This window comes from Micrococcaceae bacterium Sec5.1 (assembly GCA_039636795.1).
In the GTDB taxonomy this organism is placed as follows: domain Bacteria; phylum Actinomycetota; class Actinomycetes; order Actinomycetales; family Micrococcaceae; genus Arthrobacter.
In genome coordinates this window covers 691,652-709,635 of sequence record CP143430.1, presented here as the reverse complement: position 1 = coordinate 709,635, position 17,984 = coordinate 691,652, and the positions used below count along the sequence as shown (strand labels likewise).

Sequence of the window (17,984 nt, the reverse complement as noted above, 5' to 3'; positions counted from 1 at the left end):
CGCTTCCTGACGACGTCGTCTGGCGGGATTGCCGCCATCGAGCTTACGGGAGCTGCCGCAGCCATGAAACCTAGGGGTACCTACGCTCGCTGGCTTATGACGCGGGAAGGATGAGCGAAGACAACGGCACGATCACGCCGTCCGGCCGCTGGACCTTGTCCGGGCCAATGAGGATGTATCCAGGCGGAAGAACCACTGCCGGAGGCGTTGACGGAAGCACTGCCGCGGGGCTGGGCACGGGGGCCGCCGGCACGGGAGCCACGGGCGCCACGGTTTGAGTGACCACGGCCGGGGCGGGAGCAACCACCACGGGTGCCGGTGCTACAACTACCGGCGCTGGCGCAACTACCACGGGGGCTGGTGCAACAGCTACCGGTGCGGGCGCAGGGGCTACTGGAGCAGGGGCCGGATTCACGGGCGCTGCGGGAGCAACAGGCGCCACGGGCGCGACCGGCGCCACGGGCTCGACGACGGCGGGCGGGGTGGCGGTGTTGGGAGCCACCGGCGACGTGCTGGGCACAGTAGTCGTTGTGCCAGGTGTCGTTGTGCCAGGTGTTGTCGTACCAGGCGTCGTCGTGACAGGCGTCGTTGTAGTGGACGTCGGCGTGGGCGTCGGCGTGGGCGTCGGCGTGGAAGTCGCCGTCGGGCTTGGCGTTGCCGTCGCGGTTGGTGTCGCTGTAGCCGTTGGCGTAGGCGTTGCCGTCCCTGTCGGGGTTGGCGTTGCCGTGGCCGTCGGAGTCGGTGTGACGGTCTGCGTGGGCGGCGAGGTAGCCGGCGGCGCCTGCGTGACAGGCGGCGTCGTGCCCGAAGTGCCCGGCTGTGTGATCACCGGCGGAGCAACGCTCTCTTCGTGGTCGCCACCTATGACGGCCCGGTTGCTGCTGTCTGACACCGGCACGGCCCACTGCGGCGAGGCAGAGACGCCTGTTCCAACTCCAGGCTGGTAGTTCACCATGGTGATGTTCTGCAGCGGATCGATCTGCCGGAGCGGCAGGTAGATCCAGCCATTGGGGTTGGTGTGCAGGCCGTTTACGATCGTCTCAAAGTGCAAGTGGCAACCAGTGGACCACCCTGTGGTCCCTACCTCGGCGATGACTTCTCCGACTCGCACGGACTGGCCTTGGGTAACACCAATCCCTTGAAGGTGGTTGTACGTGGTGACCAGGCCGTTGCCGTGTTCAATCTCAACACGGTTGCCTCCACCCCAAGGGTGCCAGCCGACGGCCTTGACCACTCCGGCGTCGGCGGCGTAGACCCGTGTGCCGCATGCCGCAGCGTAATCCTGGCCCCAGTGGAACTCGCCGGGAAGTCCGGTCAACGGACTGTAGCGGTAGCCGTACGGAGAACTCGGATTGAGGACTTCCAGCGGCGCGTAAAGGCTGCCGGCCGGTGGACGCGACAAACCTGACGAAGCGACGGTCAGGCCGGAGGATCCGTCCTTGGCCACTGTCCGGACAAGTGCGCGGTCGAAGTAGACCATGGGCGTGCCAGCCTCTTGGGCCGGCGGCTCAGGCATGGTGTCGATCACTGTTGTTTCGGCTTCTGGCGGCACTAGGCTGCCAAGCGAGAAAGGTCCAACGACGCCTTGCGCCACAGAACCATCCACGGAGCCGGTAGAGACGGAATTCAGGGGTTGGAAACCAAAAGCGAAAAAGGCTACGGCTGCCAGGATTCCGGCGATGAGCATGCGACGAAAAACGTCGGTGCGCACCAAGTCTACATATCGGTAAGATTCACTATGCTTGCCCACAAGAACACTCCCCAAAGCCAGCGGCACCAAACCCCAGCCTGGCGTGCAAGCACCATTGTTGCGGGAATCAAAATGAAAATAAAGGCTTTCCGGCCCCAGTGAAGCGCAGGGTTTCCTCAGTTTTTGCTCAAGGGATCTTGAGATTCGGGGAGGACGCCTTAGCCGAGGTTTTCCTTGAGCAGTGCACGGTGTTCCACGGCGGCGGATTCGTGCAGCGCGCGGCCGGCTTCTGTGAGTTCAAGAAACAGGGAGCGACGATCATCGGCGCACGTTTGGCGGGAGACCAGCCCTGCTTTTTCCAGCCTGTCCACCACCTTGGACACGGCGCTTTGGGTCATGGGGGTGCGCTCCCCCAAAGACTTCATGCGGCAAGCGGCGTCAGTGCTTTCTGCCACGAGGTCCAGGATTTCGAACTCGTTCAACCCGATATCGAACTTGGCTTCCAAGGCGCGGTCAATGGCTCCTGCGGTGCGGAAGTAGGAGTCCTGAATGCTTCGCCACTGCTCAACAAGCTGGCGGTCACGCGTCGTTGCCATGACCCGATCCTAGTCCATTCCGCCATTAGAATCCACGTCATAATATTCTGCGTCATATTCCTTGTCATTCAATGACGTGTCATATAGCTTGGTGGCATGACATCACCCACCACCCTTCAAAGATCTGCCGAGACCGTGGTTGCAGCCGTACGTTGGACGCGCGCCCAGTGGCTGTTGCTGATGGTTGTCTGCACCGTCCTCGCCCTGGACGGGCTGGATGTTTCCATGGTTGGCGTGGCCCTGCCTTCCATCGGACATGAACTCAACCTCGGAACCGATTCCCTCCAGTGGATCGTCTCCGCCTACGTCCTGGGTTACGGAAGCCTCCTGCTCCTGGGCGGCCGACTCGCGGACCTGCTGGGCCGCCGTCGCATATTCCTCATCGCCTTGGCGGTGTTCGCCGCAGCCTCACTCCTCGGTGGCCTCGTGGATGATCCCGCGATCCTGATCGCCACCCGGTTCGTTAAGGGCCTCGCGGCAGCGTTCACCGCGCCAACAGGTTTCTCGATCATCACCACTAACTTCGCCGAGGGCCGCGAGCGCAACAAGGCTCTATCCATCTTCACCACGTTCGGCGCCAGCGGCTTCTCGTTGGGCCTGGTGGTCGGCGGGCTGATGACCAGCCTGAGCTGGCGGTGGACGTTCCTGGTTTCCGTGCCGATCGCCGTCGCTGTTGTCCTGCTGGGCATGAAATTCATTCCGAAAGACAAGCCGTCCGCAGAAAACAGCGGGCATGACATCTGGGGTGCCGTGACGCTCGCGCTGGGCATGCTCGGCCTCGTCTATACGCTGGTTTCAGCGCCGGAGCAGGGCTGGGGATCTGTGGCAACTATCGCCGGATTCGCAGTATCTGCGGCGGTCCTTGCGGCCTTCGCGGTGATCGAGAACAAGGTCAAGCACCCGCTGATCCGCTTCGGCATCCTTAAGGAAGGCTGGGTAGCCCGGGCCAACCTCAGTGCAGTGGGGCTTTTCGGTTCCTACCTGAGTTTCCAGTTCATCGTCACCATGTTCCTGCAGTCGGTGCTCGGTTGGACGCCTTTGGGCATGGCTTTGGCTCTGCTGCCCGCTGGACTGCTGGTGGCCACGAGTGCACCTTTTGCTGACCGGCTGATCGAGAAATTCGGTGCCACCCAACTGATCCTCACAGGCCTCACGGCGCTTGGATTGGGCTACGTCCTGTTCCTCCGGGTGGGTACCACGCCCAACTACGCCTTGGACATCCTGCCCTCGGTGATCCTGCTGGGCATCGGATTCGCTCTGGCCTTCCCGTCCATCAATGTCCAGGCCACCACGGGCATCAAGGACTCTGAGCAAGGCCTGGCTGCCGGTTTGATCCAGACCAGCACCCAAGTGGGGGCAGCACTGGTCCTGGCAGTCACCACCGCTTTGGTGAGCGGCCACGGACAGGCGGCTGGAACCGTCAGCGCCCAAGCCATGCTGGAACAGTACCGCCCGGGCCTCATCCTGAGTGCCGCCGTCGCCATTGCAGCGCTGCTGGTGGCAGCTGCACCGTCAAGGCGCCGGATTCGCTCCTAGGTTTTGTGCACGGCTCCTGCCCTTTCGACCGCCTCCGCAGGGCAGGAGCTGTACACAAATTGCTCTGTACAGGTTCCGCGAAGAGCGGTCTCATGGGATGCATGAGGAATTACCTCACCGAGTACAGGTACGAACTTCAACGCACTTTCACGGGAACGGCCGGAACGCCACCCGAGTGGGTGCCGCGCCTCGCAGAAGGGAACGACGCCGGATATCACCTTCCGGGCTCGGCCGTCTGGGCGGTGCATGGCTCCATGGCCACTATCGTCGCCGGAATCAGGGTCCTGCTGATGCAGTCCCTGCATCCCGGCGCGCTTGCGGGTGTTTACGAGCACTCCGGCTTCAAAGAAGATCCTCTGGGCCGGCTGGCCAGTACCGTGCGCTGGATTTTCACGGTCACGTACGGCTCCAAGGAAGCTGCTGAGGCAGCAACGTACCGTGTCCGGAAAATCCACGAGCACGTCCGGGGAAGCTACGTGGACGGCACCGGAGCGTACCGCCCCTACGCCGCCAATGATCCCGAACTGCTCCGCTGGGTCCATGTCACCTACGCGGATTCCTTCCTTACTGCCAACCGCATCTGGGGCCATCCGATACCCGGCAGCCCGGATGCCTACGTCCGCGAGTGGGCGCAGGCCGGCCGGCTCATGGGCGTGGAGGACCCGCCGCTCACCGAAGCCCAGGTGCGCCAGGAACTGGAAGCCTGGTACGCCTCCGGGATCTTGCGCTCGGATGACCGGCTGGCGGAAACCATTGCCTTTATACGCCGCCCGCCCTTGAGCCCACTCCTTCTGCCGGGATACCGGATACTGTTCGCTGCCGCCGTCGCAAGCCTTGAACCCAAGTACCGGGACATGCTGGGCCTGCGACCCGCGCGACTGGGTCCAATCCCCTTGCCTGCCATCACCACCGGTCGCATTGTTCTGGGCATGGTCCGGCTGGCCCTTGGTTCACATGGTCCAAGCGAACTCGCAGCGCGACGGCGGCTGCAGAGGCTGGGATATGCGGAGGCCTGATGGTCCTGGCCTGTACCGCCACCACCCACTTTGAATCCGTAGGCATTTGACCGCGCCGCAATTCCTGGTGTGTCGGGCTCAAACCCAGCCAAAGTGGGTGGTGGACGTAGGGCCTGATCAATCGACAACAACGAAGGCCGGGCAGGTCGGAACGAATCCGTCCTACCCGGCCTTCGTGGCCAGGCCTTAGATCAGGTGGTCCGAGAGGTGGTTCGGGGTACCGAAGCGGTGCGCCGTAATGGACACGGCCTGCTCGCGCAGGAACGGGAGCATCTCGATGCGGCCGGCCTGCGTCACTTCACCGTGGTAGACGGCAACATCCGGGCGGCCACCCATGGCTGCGCTCAGCGCGGCAAAGTCGCCACCAATCAGGCGGATCCGGCCGGCGTCGAACTTTGCTGCACGAGCCAGCCATGCGGCGTCGTCCTCGATCCGGACGCTGACGCCCAGGTTCGCGAACACATTCACCACAGCATCTTCAAGCACGACGGCGGAGCTCACCTTGAGCGCCGAGCCCGCCACTGCGCCGGCTGCCACTACGCGGAGCAGCTCAGCGAGCCGCTCACCTTCGGAGAGGCGGACCGTGACCGGGATCGGGCGGTAGCGGAAAACGTTGCGCTCTGCCGAGAGCGCCGAGACGTCCTTGCGGGTGCCGAATTCGGATTCCCAGGCGGCGGCGTCGCTGAAGAGTGACTGCTGGAGGGTCTGGAGCTCCCCGGCCGTCACGTCAGCGGACTTGGCAGCTGCAAGCACCTGGGCGGCAGCGCCCTGAAGTACGGTGCCGCGCTTGGCCTTGGCTTCGGCGGGGAGCCAGCTGCCCAGGCCAATGAGGTAGTTCGGTCCGCCAGCCTTGGTTCCGGCGCCAACGGCCGACTTCTTCCAGCCACCGAACGGCTGGCGCTGGACGATCGCACCGGTGATGCCGCGGTTGACGTACAGGTTTCCGGCCTGGATGGTGTCCAGCCAGACGCCCATTTCAGCGGAGTCCAGGGAGTGCAGGCCAGCGGTGAGGCCGTACTCGATCTCGTTCTGGATGGCGATGGCTTCCTCGAGGGTCTCAGCAGTCATCACGCCAAGGACCGGGCCGAAGAACTCAGTCAGGTGGAAGTAGGAGCCACGCTTGACGCCCGAACGGACGCCCGGGGACCACAGGCGGCCTGTCTCGTCCAGGCGCTCAGGCTTGATCGCCCAGCTTTCGCCTTCGCCCAGAGTGGTCAGGGCGTTCAGGAGCTTGCCGCTGGCCGGCTCGATGATCGGCCCCATCTGCGATGTGGCGTTCTCCGGGTAGCCGACAGTCAGCGAGCGGGCTGCGTCAATCAGCTGGTTATGGAAACGCGCGCTCTTCGCGACCGAGCCCACGAGGATCACCAGCGATGCAGCCGAGCACTTCTGGCCTGCGTGGCCGAAGGCCGAGTACACGACGTCCTTCGCGGCCAGATCCAGGTCAGCACTCGGGGTGACGATGATAGCGTTCTTGCCCGACGTTTCCGCGAGCAGCGGCAGGTCCTGCCGGAACGAGCGGAACAGCTCAGCGGTTTCGTAGCCACCGGTGAGGATGACGCGGTCGACGCTCGGGTGCGAGACCAGCTGGGTGCCGAGTTCCCGCTCTTCAAGCTGCACGAGCGCCAGGACTTCACGTGGCACGCCAGCCTCCCAGAGCGCATCCACCATGACGGAACCGGAGCGGCGCGCCTGCTTAGCAGGCTTAATCACGACGGCGGAACCTGAGGCGAGCGCTGCGAGCGTCGAGCCTGCGGGGATCGCCACCGGGAAGTTCCACGGCGGGGTCACGACGGTGAGGTTGGCTGGGACGAAGGTGGCGCCGTCGACCGTTTCCAGGTCCTTGGCGCGCTCGGCGTAGTAGTGCGCGAAGTCGATTGCTTCGCTGACCTCGGGGTCGCCTTGGTCGATGGTCTTGCCGGTCTCGGAAGCCATGACCTCGAGGAGTTCTGCGCGGCGGGCTTCAAGGACGTCGCCGGCGCGGTGCAGGATTGCGGCGCGTTCGGCTGCCGGGCGGGCGCCCCAGGCCTTGCCGTGATCCACGGCGGTGGCGATGATCTGGTCCAGCTGGGCGGTGTCGGAGACCTTGGTGGATTCCACGATCTTGTTGCCGGCGGTGGAGCCGGGAATGCGCTTGAGGATCTCGCGGCCCCAGGCGCGGTTTGCCGGGAGTGCCGGGTCCGTGTCCGGAGTGTTGCGGAAGCCCTCCAACGGGGCCGGTTCGGCTGGCAGGCGGCGGTCCTGCTTGCGGTTGGGGCCCGGAACCTCGTCTGTCATGCTGGCCAGGGAGTTCAGGAAGCGCTGCTGCTCACGCTTGAAGAGAGCTTCGTTTTCACTGAGCTCGAACACTGCGGACATGAAGTTTTCCTGGCTGGCACCTTCTTCGAGGCGGCGGATCAGGTACGCGATGGCGACGTCGAACTCGCCCGGGTGGACCACCGGTGTGTAGAGCAGGAGGCTGCCGACGTCCTTGCGGACAGCCGTGGCCTGGCCGGTTGCCATGCCGAGGAGCATTTCGAACTCGATGCCCTGGATCACGCCACGTTCCTTGGCGAGCAGCCACGCAAATGCGACGTCGAACAGGTTATGTCCCGCGACGCCAATGCGGACGGCGTCAATGTGCTCCGGGGTGAGGGCGTAGTTGATGACGTTCTTGTAGCTGGTGTCCGAGTCCTGCTTGCTGCCCCACGTCGCCAGCGGCCAATCGTGCAGGGAAGCTTCTACCTGTTCCATGGGCAGGTTGGCGCCTTTGACGACGCGGACCTTGATGGGTGCACCGCCCTGTGCGCGGCGGGCAGCGGCCCACTCCTGCAGTTCGTGCATGGCACCGAGCGCATCCGGGAGGTACGCCTGGAGCACGATACCGGCCTCGAGGTTCTTGAACTCCGGCATGTCCAGGATCCGCTTGAACACGGCAATGGTCATGCTGAGGTCCTTGTACTCCTCCATGTCCAGGTTGATGAACTTGGGCTTGGGGAAGGACGCGGCCAGGCGGTACAGCGGGGTGAGCTTCTCCACCACGTGATCGACGGCTTCGTCGAAGGCCCACGGGGAGTGCGGGGCCACGGTGGAGGATTCCTTGATGGAGACGTAGTCAACGTCTTCCCGGGCAAGGAGCTTGAGCGTGCCATCCAGGCGGCGCTGGGCTTCGTGCTCACCGAGGACAGCCTCGCCGAGGAGGTTCACGTTCAGGTGCACGCCGTCCTGGCGGATCTTGGCGATGGCGGGGCCGAGCTTGGCATCCGTGGCGTCCACAATCAGGTGGCCCACCATCTCGCGGAGCACGCGGCGCGCAATCGGAATGACCACGTGCGGGAGGATCGGAGCCATCACGCCACCTACACGGACAGCGCTGCGCATGTACCACGGCAGGAACTTGGGCACCTTTGGGGCCAGCTCGGCGAGCTTGCGGCCGGCGACCGACAGATCCTCGGGGCGGATGACGCCGTCGACGAATCCGACCGTGAAGTCAAGGCCATTCGGGTCCTTCAAGACGCCGGCGAGGCGCTGGGCGGACACGTCCACGGGAATCTTGCTGGCTTCGGTAAGCCAGTGGCGGACCAACGCGATGGCTTCCTGTGCAAGTGCATCGAACTGCCCGGAATCCTGAGTGCGCGGGGCGGCGGCAACCGGGAGGGTGCTGGTCATTGGAGCTCCTTCTGAGACGGAGAAGTTTGTTTGTTTCCATCAGTATGGATCTACAATCACGTTAGGAAAAGCGATCTTTTCTGACGAATATTCATTACCCATCCCGATCCTTTGGAGGCCGCCTTGCTGGACGTCCGCAGGCTGCGTTTGCTGCACGAATTGAAGATCCGCGGAACGCTCGCTGAGGTGGCCGATGCCATGCAGTACAGCCCCTCTTCCGTTTCCCAGCAACTGACCCTGCTGGAGAAGGAAGCAGGCGTCGAACTGCTTCGCAAGGCTGGCCGCCGGGTGCAGCTGACACCTCAAGCCGAGATCCTGGTTGCACACACCGCCGCCCTCCTGGAGACACTGGAACGCGCCGAAACCGAACTGGCCGCGTCGCTGTCCACAGTCACAGGAACGGTCCGGTTGGCAGTGTTCCAGTCGGCCGCACTCGCGCTGCTGCCTGACTTCCTCAGCATCATGCGCCAGGAGTATCCGGAAGTGCGCGTGGAAATGACCCAGCGCGAACCCGAGACGGCCCTTTACGAAACCTGGGCACGTGACTTCGACATCGTAGTGGCCGAGCAATATCCCGGACACGCTGCGCCGCATCACCCGGGGCTGGACCGGGCAACGCTGACCAGTGACGCCATCCGGCTGGCCACTCCCCCGGTAGGACTGGGCGGGGAACTTGTTGCCTCACTGGCCGACACCGCTAACATGCCCTGGGTCATGGAGCCCCGTGGCGCCGCCTCCCGGCACTGGGCTGAGCAGGCCTGCCGATCCGCCGGCTTCGAACCGGACGTCCGTTACGAAACAGCCGACCTTCAGGCGCAGATCCGCCTCATTGAATCCGGAAACGCCGTTGCCCTCATGCCGGACCTCGTCTGGACGGGCCGGACGCGCCCCGTCCAACTGCTGGACCTCCCCAGCCTGCCAACGCGGACCGTCTTCACGTCCACAAGGACGGCCGGGCGGATCCACCCCGCGATTCTTGCGTGCCGGGAAGTACTGGAGCGGGTGGCCGCTGCGCAGCAAGTTGACGCAGGGCAGCAGGCGGATGCGCGGTAGCAGGAACGCAAAAGGCCCCGGTCCTGGGGACCGGGGCCAAACGCGGAGAATGGGGGATTTGAACCCCCGAGGGCGTTAACCCAACACGCGTTCCAGGCGTGCGCCATAGGCCGCTAGGCGAATTCTCCTTGCTTCCGAATCGAAAGCAGATACTACTGTACCTGAGAATTTCGGCATCGTGTAATCGGCCCGGCGAGGCCTCCAGGTGCGTCGGTCAAAACCGCTCCTTAACGGAAAAATGGACGCCCCCAACGCGCCCATTCTTGCGGTATCACCGTTGAGCTGCCGGGTCCGGCCCCTCGCCCCCAGGCCCCGCAGCTCACAATCTTGAGATTGCCCCAATCGGTGTACATACCCATGGTCCGCTGTGACCCGCAGATATGCAATGGTGTGCGCTGCTTTGCAGCCGAAGTTACTGACAGGATGTTCCCATGACGCAGCTCCACGCCCTGGTTGTTTACGTTCCCGAGACCCACACTTCGGCCGTCCTAAAGGCAATCGGGGACGCCGGCGCAGGCCGGATCGGCGACTACTCGCATTGCTCGTTTACAGCACCGGGTACTGGCCACTTCACTCCCCTGCCGGGCGCGCAGCCGTTCATCGGCGACGTCGGAACCAGCGAGCAGGTGCCGGAAACCCGGGTTGAGTGCGTGGTTGAGGAGGACGTGCTCGACGCCGTTGTGCTGGCTCTGCGCGCTGCGCACCCCTACGAGGAACCGGCTTTCATGACGTGGCCGGTGAATGGGTGGCGCTGAGAAGTTGGGTCCTTTCGCTCATCCCTGTTGACCTGGTTGCCTTCGCCAACGATACTGGTTAGACGCCAGTCCATCGAGGTGGGCTTGGAAGTGAGCCTCAGGAGTTCCTGCCGGATGACAGGGCCTGGGGCTTCGCGCTTTTAATTGCTGGTCAGAGCAGGTGGAGGTTCGCCAAGGAGGCGATCTCGTCAAAATATTCGCTCACGTTCTGCTCCCGCTGCGTAACGGCACCGCATACGATGTCCGCGGCCCAGAGTAGTGGTTCATTCGGCCCGGCCATATGTTCCATCCGTATGCCGGGGCCTATTGCACGTGCCGAACGCATGATCTGGAGCATCTTCATGTCCCGCCCGTCATCCGCTTTGCCTCGGGACTCAATAACGGCGCGCAATACTCCAAGATGATCCAGTTCGTGAAACAGCCGCTCCAAACAGAGCCTTCGCTGCCGCTCTTGACTGTCCGCCCTGGGCTCTGATCGGACCACCACGCAACAAGTTAGCGGAAGACTGGAGATTTCCTTGACCAGCCGGCGTCGCGAATCAACACGCTCATCGCGCCAATGCAGCTTCTTCGCTGATTTACTTTTCAACGACCGCAGGGCTTCCCGAGCGACTTCCAAGTCACATTGAGCAAGCACTACCGCCCCAAGGACGTAGACATCATTCCCGCTTCGAAGACCTACCAGGGACTCGTCGATGAACGCGTACGTCGCCATCCCTCCGTCTTAACGCTAGATCACTAACCCTTTGCGCAAATGAACTTTATCGGCAGACGCGGCGGGACTGATTTGGCGATCCTATTGCACCTCTCCGACAAACTACGGATTCCTCTCACACGTCCAAGGCAAGCGCTCAGGAGCGGCCGAAACTCGCAACCAGCCGCCGTCGAGCGTTTTCCACAGCCCTTTGTGCCGATTCGAACCAATAACCAAGTTCAGGTAAGCTTGTCGACGGCCCCTCATGTGGCGTCATCCTGTTGAACTCCCCCAGGACCGGAAGGTAGCAAGGGTAGATGGGCTCTGGCGGGTGCATGAGGGGTCTCTTATTTAAAATGTCAGTCCCTATAGGTAGGTTTCACTTGTGACTGTTACAACTGCCCTGTATCGAAGGTATCGCCCGGACTCTTTCGCGGACGTTATCGGGCAGGAACACGTCACCGAGCCCCTGATGACGGCCCTGCGGAAGAACCGCGTGAACCACGCGTACCTCTTCTCCGGCCCCCGCGGCTGCGGCAAGACCACCTCCGCGCGCATTCTGGCCCGTTGCCTTAACTGCGCCGAGGGACCCACCGACACCCCCTGCGGCAAATGCCCCAGCTGCATCGAACTCGCGCGCGGCGGCTCAGGGTCCCTGGACGTCATCGAGATTGACGCCGCCAGCCACGGCGGCGTCGACGACGCCCGCGATCTCCGCGAGCGCGCAACCTTCGCCCCGGTGCGGGACCGCTACAAGATCTTCATTATCGACGAAGCGCACATGGTCACGTCGGCTGGCTTCAACGCGCTCCTGAAGATCGTCGAAGAGCCGCCGGAACACATCAAGTTCATCTTTGCCACCACGGAGCCGGACAAAGTCATCGGCACCATCCGCTCGCGTACCCACCACTACCCATTCCGCTTGGTGCCGCCCGAGCCGCTCATGAAGTACCTTGAGCTGCTCTGCCACCAGGAGAACGTCCCCGTAGCTCCGGGCGTGCTTTCGCTCGTTATCCGCGCCGGTGGCGGTTCCGTCCGCGATACCTTGTCCGTGCTGGATCAGCTCATGGCAGGCGCGGGACCCAACGGCCTGGACTACGAGCTCGCCGTCGCGCTTCTCGGCTACACGCACGCTTCCTTGCTGGACGACGTCGTGGACGCCGTCGCAGCAGCCGATTCCGCAACTGTCTTCCGCGCCGTTGACCGCGTTATCCAGACCGGGCACGATCCCCGGCGCTTCGTGGAAGACCTCCTGGAGCGCTTCCGGGACCTCATCATCGTCCAGGCAATGCCTGAGAGCGCACAGGCGATCCTCCGTGGCGTGCCCGAGGACCAGATTGCCCGGATGCGCAACCAGGCCACGAACCTGGGCGCTGCGGAGCTTTCCCGCGCCGCGGACGTCACCAACACGGCGCTCACGGAAATGACCGGAGCCACCTCCCCGCGCCTGCACTTGGAACTTCTGTGCGCGCGGATCCTGCTGCCCAGCTCCGAGGAAACAGAACGGGGCATTGCGGCCCGGATCGACCGCGTGGAGCGTCGACTGAATTACGCGGGCGACGCCGGGATCCCGGCTGCCGCTTCCGGCACGCCTTCCGCCGCGGCTTCTTCACCCGCGGTTGTACCCGTTGCCCAGTCTGCCCCCGCGCAAGCGCCGGCGGCAGCAGTATCGGTCCCACCGACGGCGACTCCGGCATCTGCACCAGTTCAGTCACCAGCACCGGCACCAGTTCAGGCGCCTGTAGCCGTGCCGGACACGTCGTCAACGCCCGTGTCGCGGGAGCAACTCTCCGCTCCTCGCGTCTCGACCAACGACTGGCCCGTGGACGAGTCGACGGCTGCACAGCGTCCTGTCCAGAATGCTCCCTCGCCGAAGCAACCCGCTGCGACGGCCCCTCCCGCCGCGCCACAACCAGCTCCGCAGACTGCACCCGCCTCGCAGACCGCACCAGCTTCGCAGCCAGCCCCGGCGTCCCGGCCAGCGCCAGCCGCTGGTGGAGACGTCGAAGCCCTCCGTCGCGCCTGGCCCGAAGTCCTGCAGACGCTGACCAAGATCAAGCGCAGCACCTGGGCCTTGGTCGAACCGAATGCCCAGGTGGCACAGTTCGACGGCCAGGTGCTGACACTCGCCTTCACCACGGCCGGGCTCGCCGGTGCCTTTGGGCGCGCGGATCACGCCGAGAACCTTCGCCAGGCAATCCACAAGACCATCGGCATCGACTGCCAGATCGTCGCAGTGGCCGGCGGCAACAGCTCAGCGAGCTCTGAGCCAAACCCAAAAGCACCTACTAGCCGGGATCTTCCGGCGTCACCTGGCACCACAGCACCGTCGACATCACCATCAGCATCACTCTCGGCAGCGCCGGCCCCAAGCACAGCGCCAGCTGTCCCGGTGCCGGACGTGCCAGTGCCGGCCGCGCCTGCCCCTGCCCCGACCCCTGTTTCGTCGGTCGACTCTGCCTGGGGCTTGGCACCCGCTGGCCCTCAGGCAGCCCCACCGGTTCCCGCCGGGCCGGAGGCAGTCCCCGCCAATGCGCACGCCCCGGCACAGCAAGAACCCACGACGCCGGCACCCGCCGCTTCTGCTTCGGCAACGGACGCGCCGCATAGGGAAGCCATGGTTCCCAGTGCTGCGCCAGAACCTGCCCAGTGGACGACGCCAGAACCCGCGCAGCAAGCCGCACCAGCACTTGCCTATCCAGAGACGCCAGCACCGGCCGCCCAAGCACCTGCAACTGCAGAGACACGCGCGCCTGCTGCCGCTTTGGAGCCAACTGGAGACTACTCCTACCCCGACGAGGATTGGGGTCCTCCGCTCGACGAAGATGCACCACCGCTGGACGAAGAACCGCCGATGGATTGGGAACCCTCACCCGCTTTTTCCGGTCCGAATACCACCCAGGCACAGGCTTTCTCGGAACGTCCGGCACAGTCCACGTCATCGGAACAAATCCCTGACCACCAAACCCCTGCGGAGCACACCCCCGCATCGCCGGTCACTACAGCTGTCAAAACCTCAGAAGCGACCGCTTCCCACGACCCCTGGTCCCGGGCAGTAGAACAAGCGCCGGGCACGTGGGTGGTCGGGACCGACTCCAACGTGGGTGCCAAACCACAGGCTCCAGTTGAGGCCGACACGGGTGTGTCGAGCAACCCCGACTACGAACCCGCCGCGGCGCAAGCCCCGGACTGGCAGGCCCCAACCGACAGGCAAGCCCCAGCGGCGCAAGCAACGGCGGCGCAAGCCCCAGCGAACACGGCTGACGCAGCAACCCCGACGTATGGCCACCTGACCAAAGCGGAGCAAAACGGCTCGTCGGGCTGGGACGTCGCTCCGGCGTCGAGCTGGCCCGGCACCATACCTGCCCAGGCGACCCAAGCGCCTGCCGCATGGCCCATCACAGCTACGGAAACCCAACACGCCAGTGGCTCCGTTGCGACGCTTGAGGAAGGCGCGCCGTCGAGCGGTCCTTCGGGTCGCCAGAGCCTTTACCAGCGCTTGACCAACAGTCCTGAAGCCCAAGCCGGACGGGTGCAGGCGCCCGTGCGGACCCAGGCCCGGTCGGAGCCGGCACCTGAGGACATCCCCAGCCCGGAGGACGAGACGATCGAGGAATCGAGGGTCTTTGGGCGGGCTGCCGTGGAGCGTATTCTGGGCGGAAAGCTGATCGAAGAGCGCGCCTTGGATGGTTCTCCCCTGCAACCCCGCTGATGACAGCATTGATACCAAACAAACGAGGACATTTTGTACGAAGGTGCAGTTCAAGAGCTGATTGACGAGCTCGGCCGGCTTCCCGGTGTGGGCCCGAAATCGGCACAGCGCCTGGCGTTCCACATCCTTGAGGCCGATCCCGAGGACATGAAACGGCTCGTTACGGCCATCACCACGGTGAAGGAACGGGTCAAGTTCTGCACTGTGTGCGGCAACGTCACCGAGCAGGAAATGTGCAACATTTGTCGCGACCCGAGGCGGGATCCGTCGGTCATTTGCGTGGTTGAGGAATCCAAGGACGTTCTTGCTGTCGAGCGCACGCGATCATTCCGCGGCCGGTATCACGTGCTGGGTGGAGCCATCAATCCGATCGCCGGCATTGGCCCGGAGCAGTTGCGGATCCGCGAACTCCTCACACGCCTCAACGATGGCGCCATCCAGGAAATCATCATCGCTACTGATCCAAACCTTGAGGGCGAGGCCACGGCTACCTATTTGGCCCGCATGCTCAAATCGATCGGGATCACGGTCACGCGGTTGGCTTCCGGCCTGCCAGTGGGCGGGGACCTTGAGTACGCCGATGAAGTCACGCTTGGCCGGGCGTTTGAGGGCCGCCGGAATGCGCTGACATAAGGCGGCGTGACGACAACCAGCGCCCTGGCAGGAGCACCAAGGCAGCGACCACTGCCTGAATCACGAGGCCGGTGAGGGCGATGGGCACCGGAGGCGCAAGCTGATCACTTGATTCCCCTCCGATACACGGAACATCACGGCTCGGTCCATCCGCTGCCCACTGCAGGCCGGACAACACCCATGCCAGTTCATGCTCCTTGGGGAGCGCCTCCGAGGCGATGCTACCGAAGAGCAGGACGGGGTTGGAAGCTGCCAGCCAAGCAACCCGCTCTGTATGCGTCACTTCCACGGGGCGGAGACGCCCAACGCACTCGTACGCTGTGATCCGTCCGTTGTCGTCCCGCTCCACGTTGATGGGCACTGACGCTTGGTCCATCACGACGGTCCCGGGCAGCAGCGCAATGGTGGCAGCTACATTGCCCAGGCACAGGAACGCCACCAGCGCCGCAGCCAGGGCAACACTTGCCGCCGTTCGGCCAGAGCATGCGCGGGCACCGGCACCTATGAGTCCAAACAACACAATTTCAAGGACAACAACCACGACGCCGGCACCCGCCAACGCGATCGGCCCGCCGACGGCCACGCCCACCGCGAGCAGCACGATGCCGGATGGCACTGCGAAGACCGCCCCGCGGAAGAATGCGGCGAACAGCACGCCGAAGAATGTTCGCCCTAATTGACGGAAGCCCCACATTGCTCCGAGGAGCGCCGAAACGACTGCCATCAATCCGGCCATCAAAATGTAGATGGCGCTTGACAGGCTCGATTCGAACCATCCGTTGGCTTCGCCGAAGGCGACCACAGTTGCGGCCGTCGCCCAGGCGAGCATCAGGGCGCATGCGCAGGCCAACCAGAACCACGATCGCAAGGACGTGCGGCAGTCATCCCAGGCCTCCCGCACAGCGGCTCCAAGGATGTCAGCGATCCCAGGTTGATGGTTCAGCCTGTGTTCACTGCCCGCGGTCCCGTCGCGCCGCGGAAACCGGTCGTCGATGACGCCGCCGCCGATCACTTCGTATTCCGAATCGCTGCGCGCTGGCCCGGGATCGTCCGGGTCCTCAGGAACCCAGGCCATGGCACCACGCAATGCTCATAAAAGGGATCGTACGCCCGTGGACCTGCTGCCGAAACGCCTGTGTGGCCGCCATGTGGTCACAATTCCTGTGGTGAGACAACACGGCGATAAACTGGCCAAATAAGCTACGCAGGCGTGCTCAAATTTGGAATTTGGAGTTTGGCATGCCGCGTTCGAACCCTATTGATGCAGTGAGGGTGCGCGCATGACTATGCCCACTACCGAAGTGAAGATCGAAGAGCTCTCCGACGGAGCTGCCATTACCAAGCAGCTGATCGTTCAGAAGTTCGGCGGTTCCTCGGTTGCCGATGCTGATGGCATCAAGCGGGTCGCTCAGCGTGTTGTGGATGCGCAGAAGGCCGGCAACGAGGTTGTGGTTGTTGTTTCCGCCATGGGAGACACCACCGACGAACTCCTGGACCTCGCAGGACAGGTGACGGACTCCGCTCCTGCCCGCGAAATGGACATGCTCCTTTCCGCAGGAGAGCGAATTTCCATGGCACTGCTTGCTATGGCCATCAACAAGTTTGGCGCCTCGGCACAGTCCTTCACGGGCTCCCAGGCAGGCATGATTACCGACGGCATCCACGGCAAGGCCCGGATTATCGACGTCGACCCCCACCGCATCCGCACCGCCCTGGACAAGGGACACATTGCGATCGTGGCGGGCTTCCAGGGCATGAGCCGCAGCACCAACGAGATCACCACGCTGGGGCGTGGCGGCTCGGACACTACGGCCGTTGCTTTGGCTGCAGCGCTCGAAGCCGACGTTTGCGAAATCTACACCGACGTGGACGGCATCTACACCGCCGACCCCCGCGTTGTGTCCTCCGCCCAGAAGATCGACCGCATCTCCAGCGAAGAAATGCTGGAACTCGCTGCTTCCGGCGCCAAGATTCTGCACCTGCGGTGCGTGGAATATGCCCGCCGTTTCGGCGTGCCGCTGCACGTCCGTTCCTCATTCAGCCAGCACGAAGGCACGTGGGTCATCCCGAGCGCCGATGAAAAGTTCACGATTCAAGAGGGAGTTGCCTTGGAGCAGCCAATCATCTCAGGCGTTGCACACGACCGGTCCGAAGCCAAGGTCACCGTTGTAGGCGTACCGGACATCCCCGGCAAGGCCGCCGCGATCTTCCAGGTAATCGCGGACGCGCACTCGAACATCGACATGATCGTGCAGAACGTGTCCACCCACGGCACGGGCCGCACGGACATCTCGTTCACCCTCCCAATCGTTGAAGGCGCCGATGCTTTGGCAGCCCTGCGGGCAGCTGAAGGCCAGATCGGCTTCGAGAGCATCGAATACAACGAGCACGTTGGCAAGCTGTCCCTGATCGGCGCTGGGATGCGTTCACACCCCGGCGTTTCGGCAACGTTCTTCAAGGCCCTCTCCGATGCCGGCATCAACATCGACATGATCTCCACGTCGGAAATCCGCATCTCCGTGGTTACCAGCGCGGACGCCCTGGATGACGCCGTCCGCGCCATCCACGCCGCGTTCGAGCTCGACGGCGACGCTGAAGCTACCGTTTATGGCGGCACCGGCCGCTAGGGCTCAGCAAGCGACGCACCCCAA

General features: G+C 63.9%; 12 protein-coding genes, 1 tRNA gene and 1 other RNA gene. 8 read left to right on the top strand and 6 right to left on the bottom strand.

All coding sequences use genetic code 11. The features are described 5' to 3' along the window. Window positions 1–94: 94 nt before the first annotated feature. Together VUN82_03475 and VUN82_03470 are read right to left on the bottom strand one after the other, a co-directional pair. Window positions 95–1,711, bottom strand: coding sequence for a M23 family metallopeptidase (locus VUN82_03475; GenBank protein XAS72933.1), 1,617 nt, complete (start codon window positions 1,709–1,711; stop codon window positions 95–97). A gap of 197 nt (window positions 1,712–1,908) precedes the next feature. Then, entirely contained in the window at window positions 1,909–2,286 is a 378-nt protein-coding gene (locus tag VUN82_03470) for a MarR family transcriptional regulator (GenBank protein ID XAS72932.1), read from the bottom strand. Between the two features lie 96 nt (window positions 2,287–2,382). Between VUN82_03470 and VUN82_03465 the strand changes: the two genes are divergently transcribed. Both VUN82_03465 and VUN82_03460 read left to right on the top strand, forming a co-directional pair. After that, window positions 2,383–3,822, top strand: coding sequence for an MFS transporter (locus VUN82_03465; GenBank protein XAS72931.1), 1,440 nt, complete (start codon window positions 2,383–2,385; stop codon window positions 3,820–3,822). A 92-nt stretch (window positions 3,823–3,914) separates the two neighbouring features. Continuing rightward, window positions 3,915–4,838, top strand: coding sequence for an oxygenase MpaB family protein (locus VUN82_03460; protein XAS72930.1), 924 nt, complete (start codon window positions 3,915–3,917; stop codon window positions 4,836–4,838). Window positions 4,839–5,024: 186 nt separating this feature from the next. Here VUN82_03460 and VUN82_03455 read toward each other — a convergent pair whose 3' ends face one another. Beyond that, window positions 5,025–8,486 (bottom strand): bifunctional proline dehydrogenase/L-glutamate gamma-semialdehyde dehydrogenase, encoded by a 3,462-nt coding sequence (locus VUN82_03455; GenBank protein ID XAS72929.1) that lies wholly within the window; start codon window positions 8,484–8,486, stop codon window positions 5,025–5,027. A 123-nt stretch (window positions 8,487–8,609) separates the two neighbouring features. Between VUN82_03455 and VUN82_03450 the strand changes: the two genes are divergently transcribed. Continuing rightward, window positions 8,610–9,539: a LysR substrate-binding domain-containing protein gene (locus VUN82_03450; GenBank protein XAS72928.1), complete on the top strand. Its 930-nt coding sequence runs from the start codon at window positions 8,610–8,612 to the stop codon at window positions 9,537–9,539. Window positions 9,540–9,582: 43 nt separating this feature from the next. Here the strand turns inward: VUN82_03450 and VUN82_03445 are convergent. Next, window positions 9,583–9,667, bottom strand: a tRNA-Ser gene (locus VUN82_03445). 303 nt (window positions 9,668–9,970) lie between these two features. Between VUN82_03445 and VUN82_03440 the strand changes: the two genes are divergently transcribed. Further along, entirely contained in the window at window positions 9,971–10,294 is a 324-nt protein-coding gene (locus tag VUN82_03440; GenBank protein XAS72927.1) for a hypothetical protein, read from the top strand. 151 nt (window positions 10,295–10,445) lie between these two features. On the opposite strand, the gene VUN82_03435 is transcribed toward VUN82_03440, so the two are convergent. Beyond that, a complete protein-coding gene (locus VUN82_03435) occupies window positions 10,446–11,009 on the bottom strand; it encodes a DUF3800 domain-containing protein (protein XAS72926.1) in 564 nt (187 codons plus the stop codon). 233 nt (window positions 11,010–11,242) lie between these two features. Between VUN82_03435 and ffs the strand changes: the two genes are divergently transcribed. From ffs to recR, 3 genes are all read left to right on the top strand, one after another. Then, window positions 11,243–11,339: signal recognition particle sRNA small type (ffs, locus tag VUN82_03430), an RNA gene on the top strand. A gap of 34 nt (window positions 11,340–11,373) precedes the next feature. Then, window positions 11,374–14,700 carry a DNA polymerase III subunit gamma and tau gene (locus tag VUN82_03425; GenBank protein ID XAS72925.1) on the top strand — a complete coding sequence of 1,109 codons (3,327 nt, stop codon included), beginning with the start codon at window positions 11,374–11,376 and terminating at the stop codon, window positions 14,698–14,700. A gap of 33 nt (window positions 14,701–14,733) precedes the next feature. Continuing rightward, window positions 14,734–15,333, top strand: a complete 600-nt coding sequence (recR, locus tag VUN82_03420; protein ID XAS72924.1) for a recombination mediator RecR — start codon at window positions 14,734–14,736, stop codon at window positions 15,331–15,333. On the opposite strand, the gene VUN82_03415 is transcribed toward recR, so the two are convergent. After that, on the bottom strand, window positions 15,287–16,408 hold the full coding sequence (locus VUN82_03415) for a hypothetical protein (protein XAS72923.1): 1,122 nt from the start codon (window positions 16,406–16,408) through the stop codon (window positions 15,287–15,289). The two genes, recR and VUN82_03415, sit on opposite strands and share 47 nt — an antisense overlap. Window positions 16,409–16,613: 205 nt before the next feature. Here VUN82_03415 and VUN82_03410 point away from each other — a divergent pair, with 205 nt between their 5' ends. Beyond that, entirely contained in the window at window positions 16,614–17,960 is a 1,347-nt protein-coding gene (locus tag VUN82_03410; GenBank protein XAS72922.1) for an aspartate kinase, read from the top strand. The last annotated feature ends 24 nt before the right edge of the window (window positions 17,961–17,984 follow it).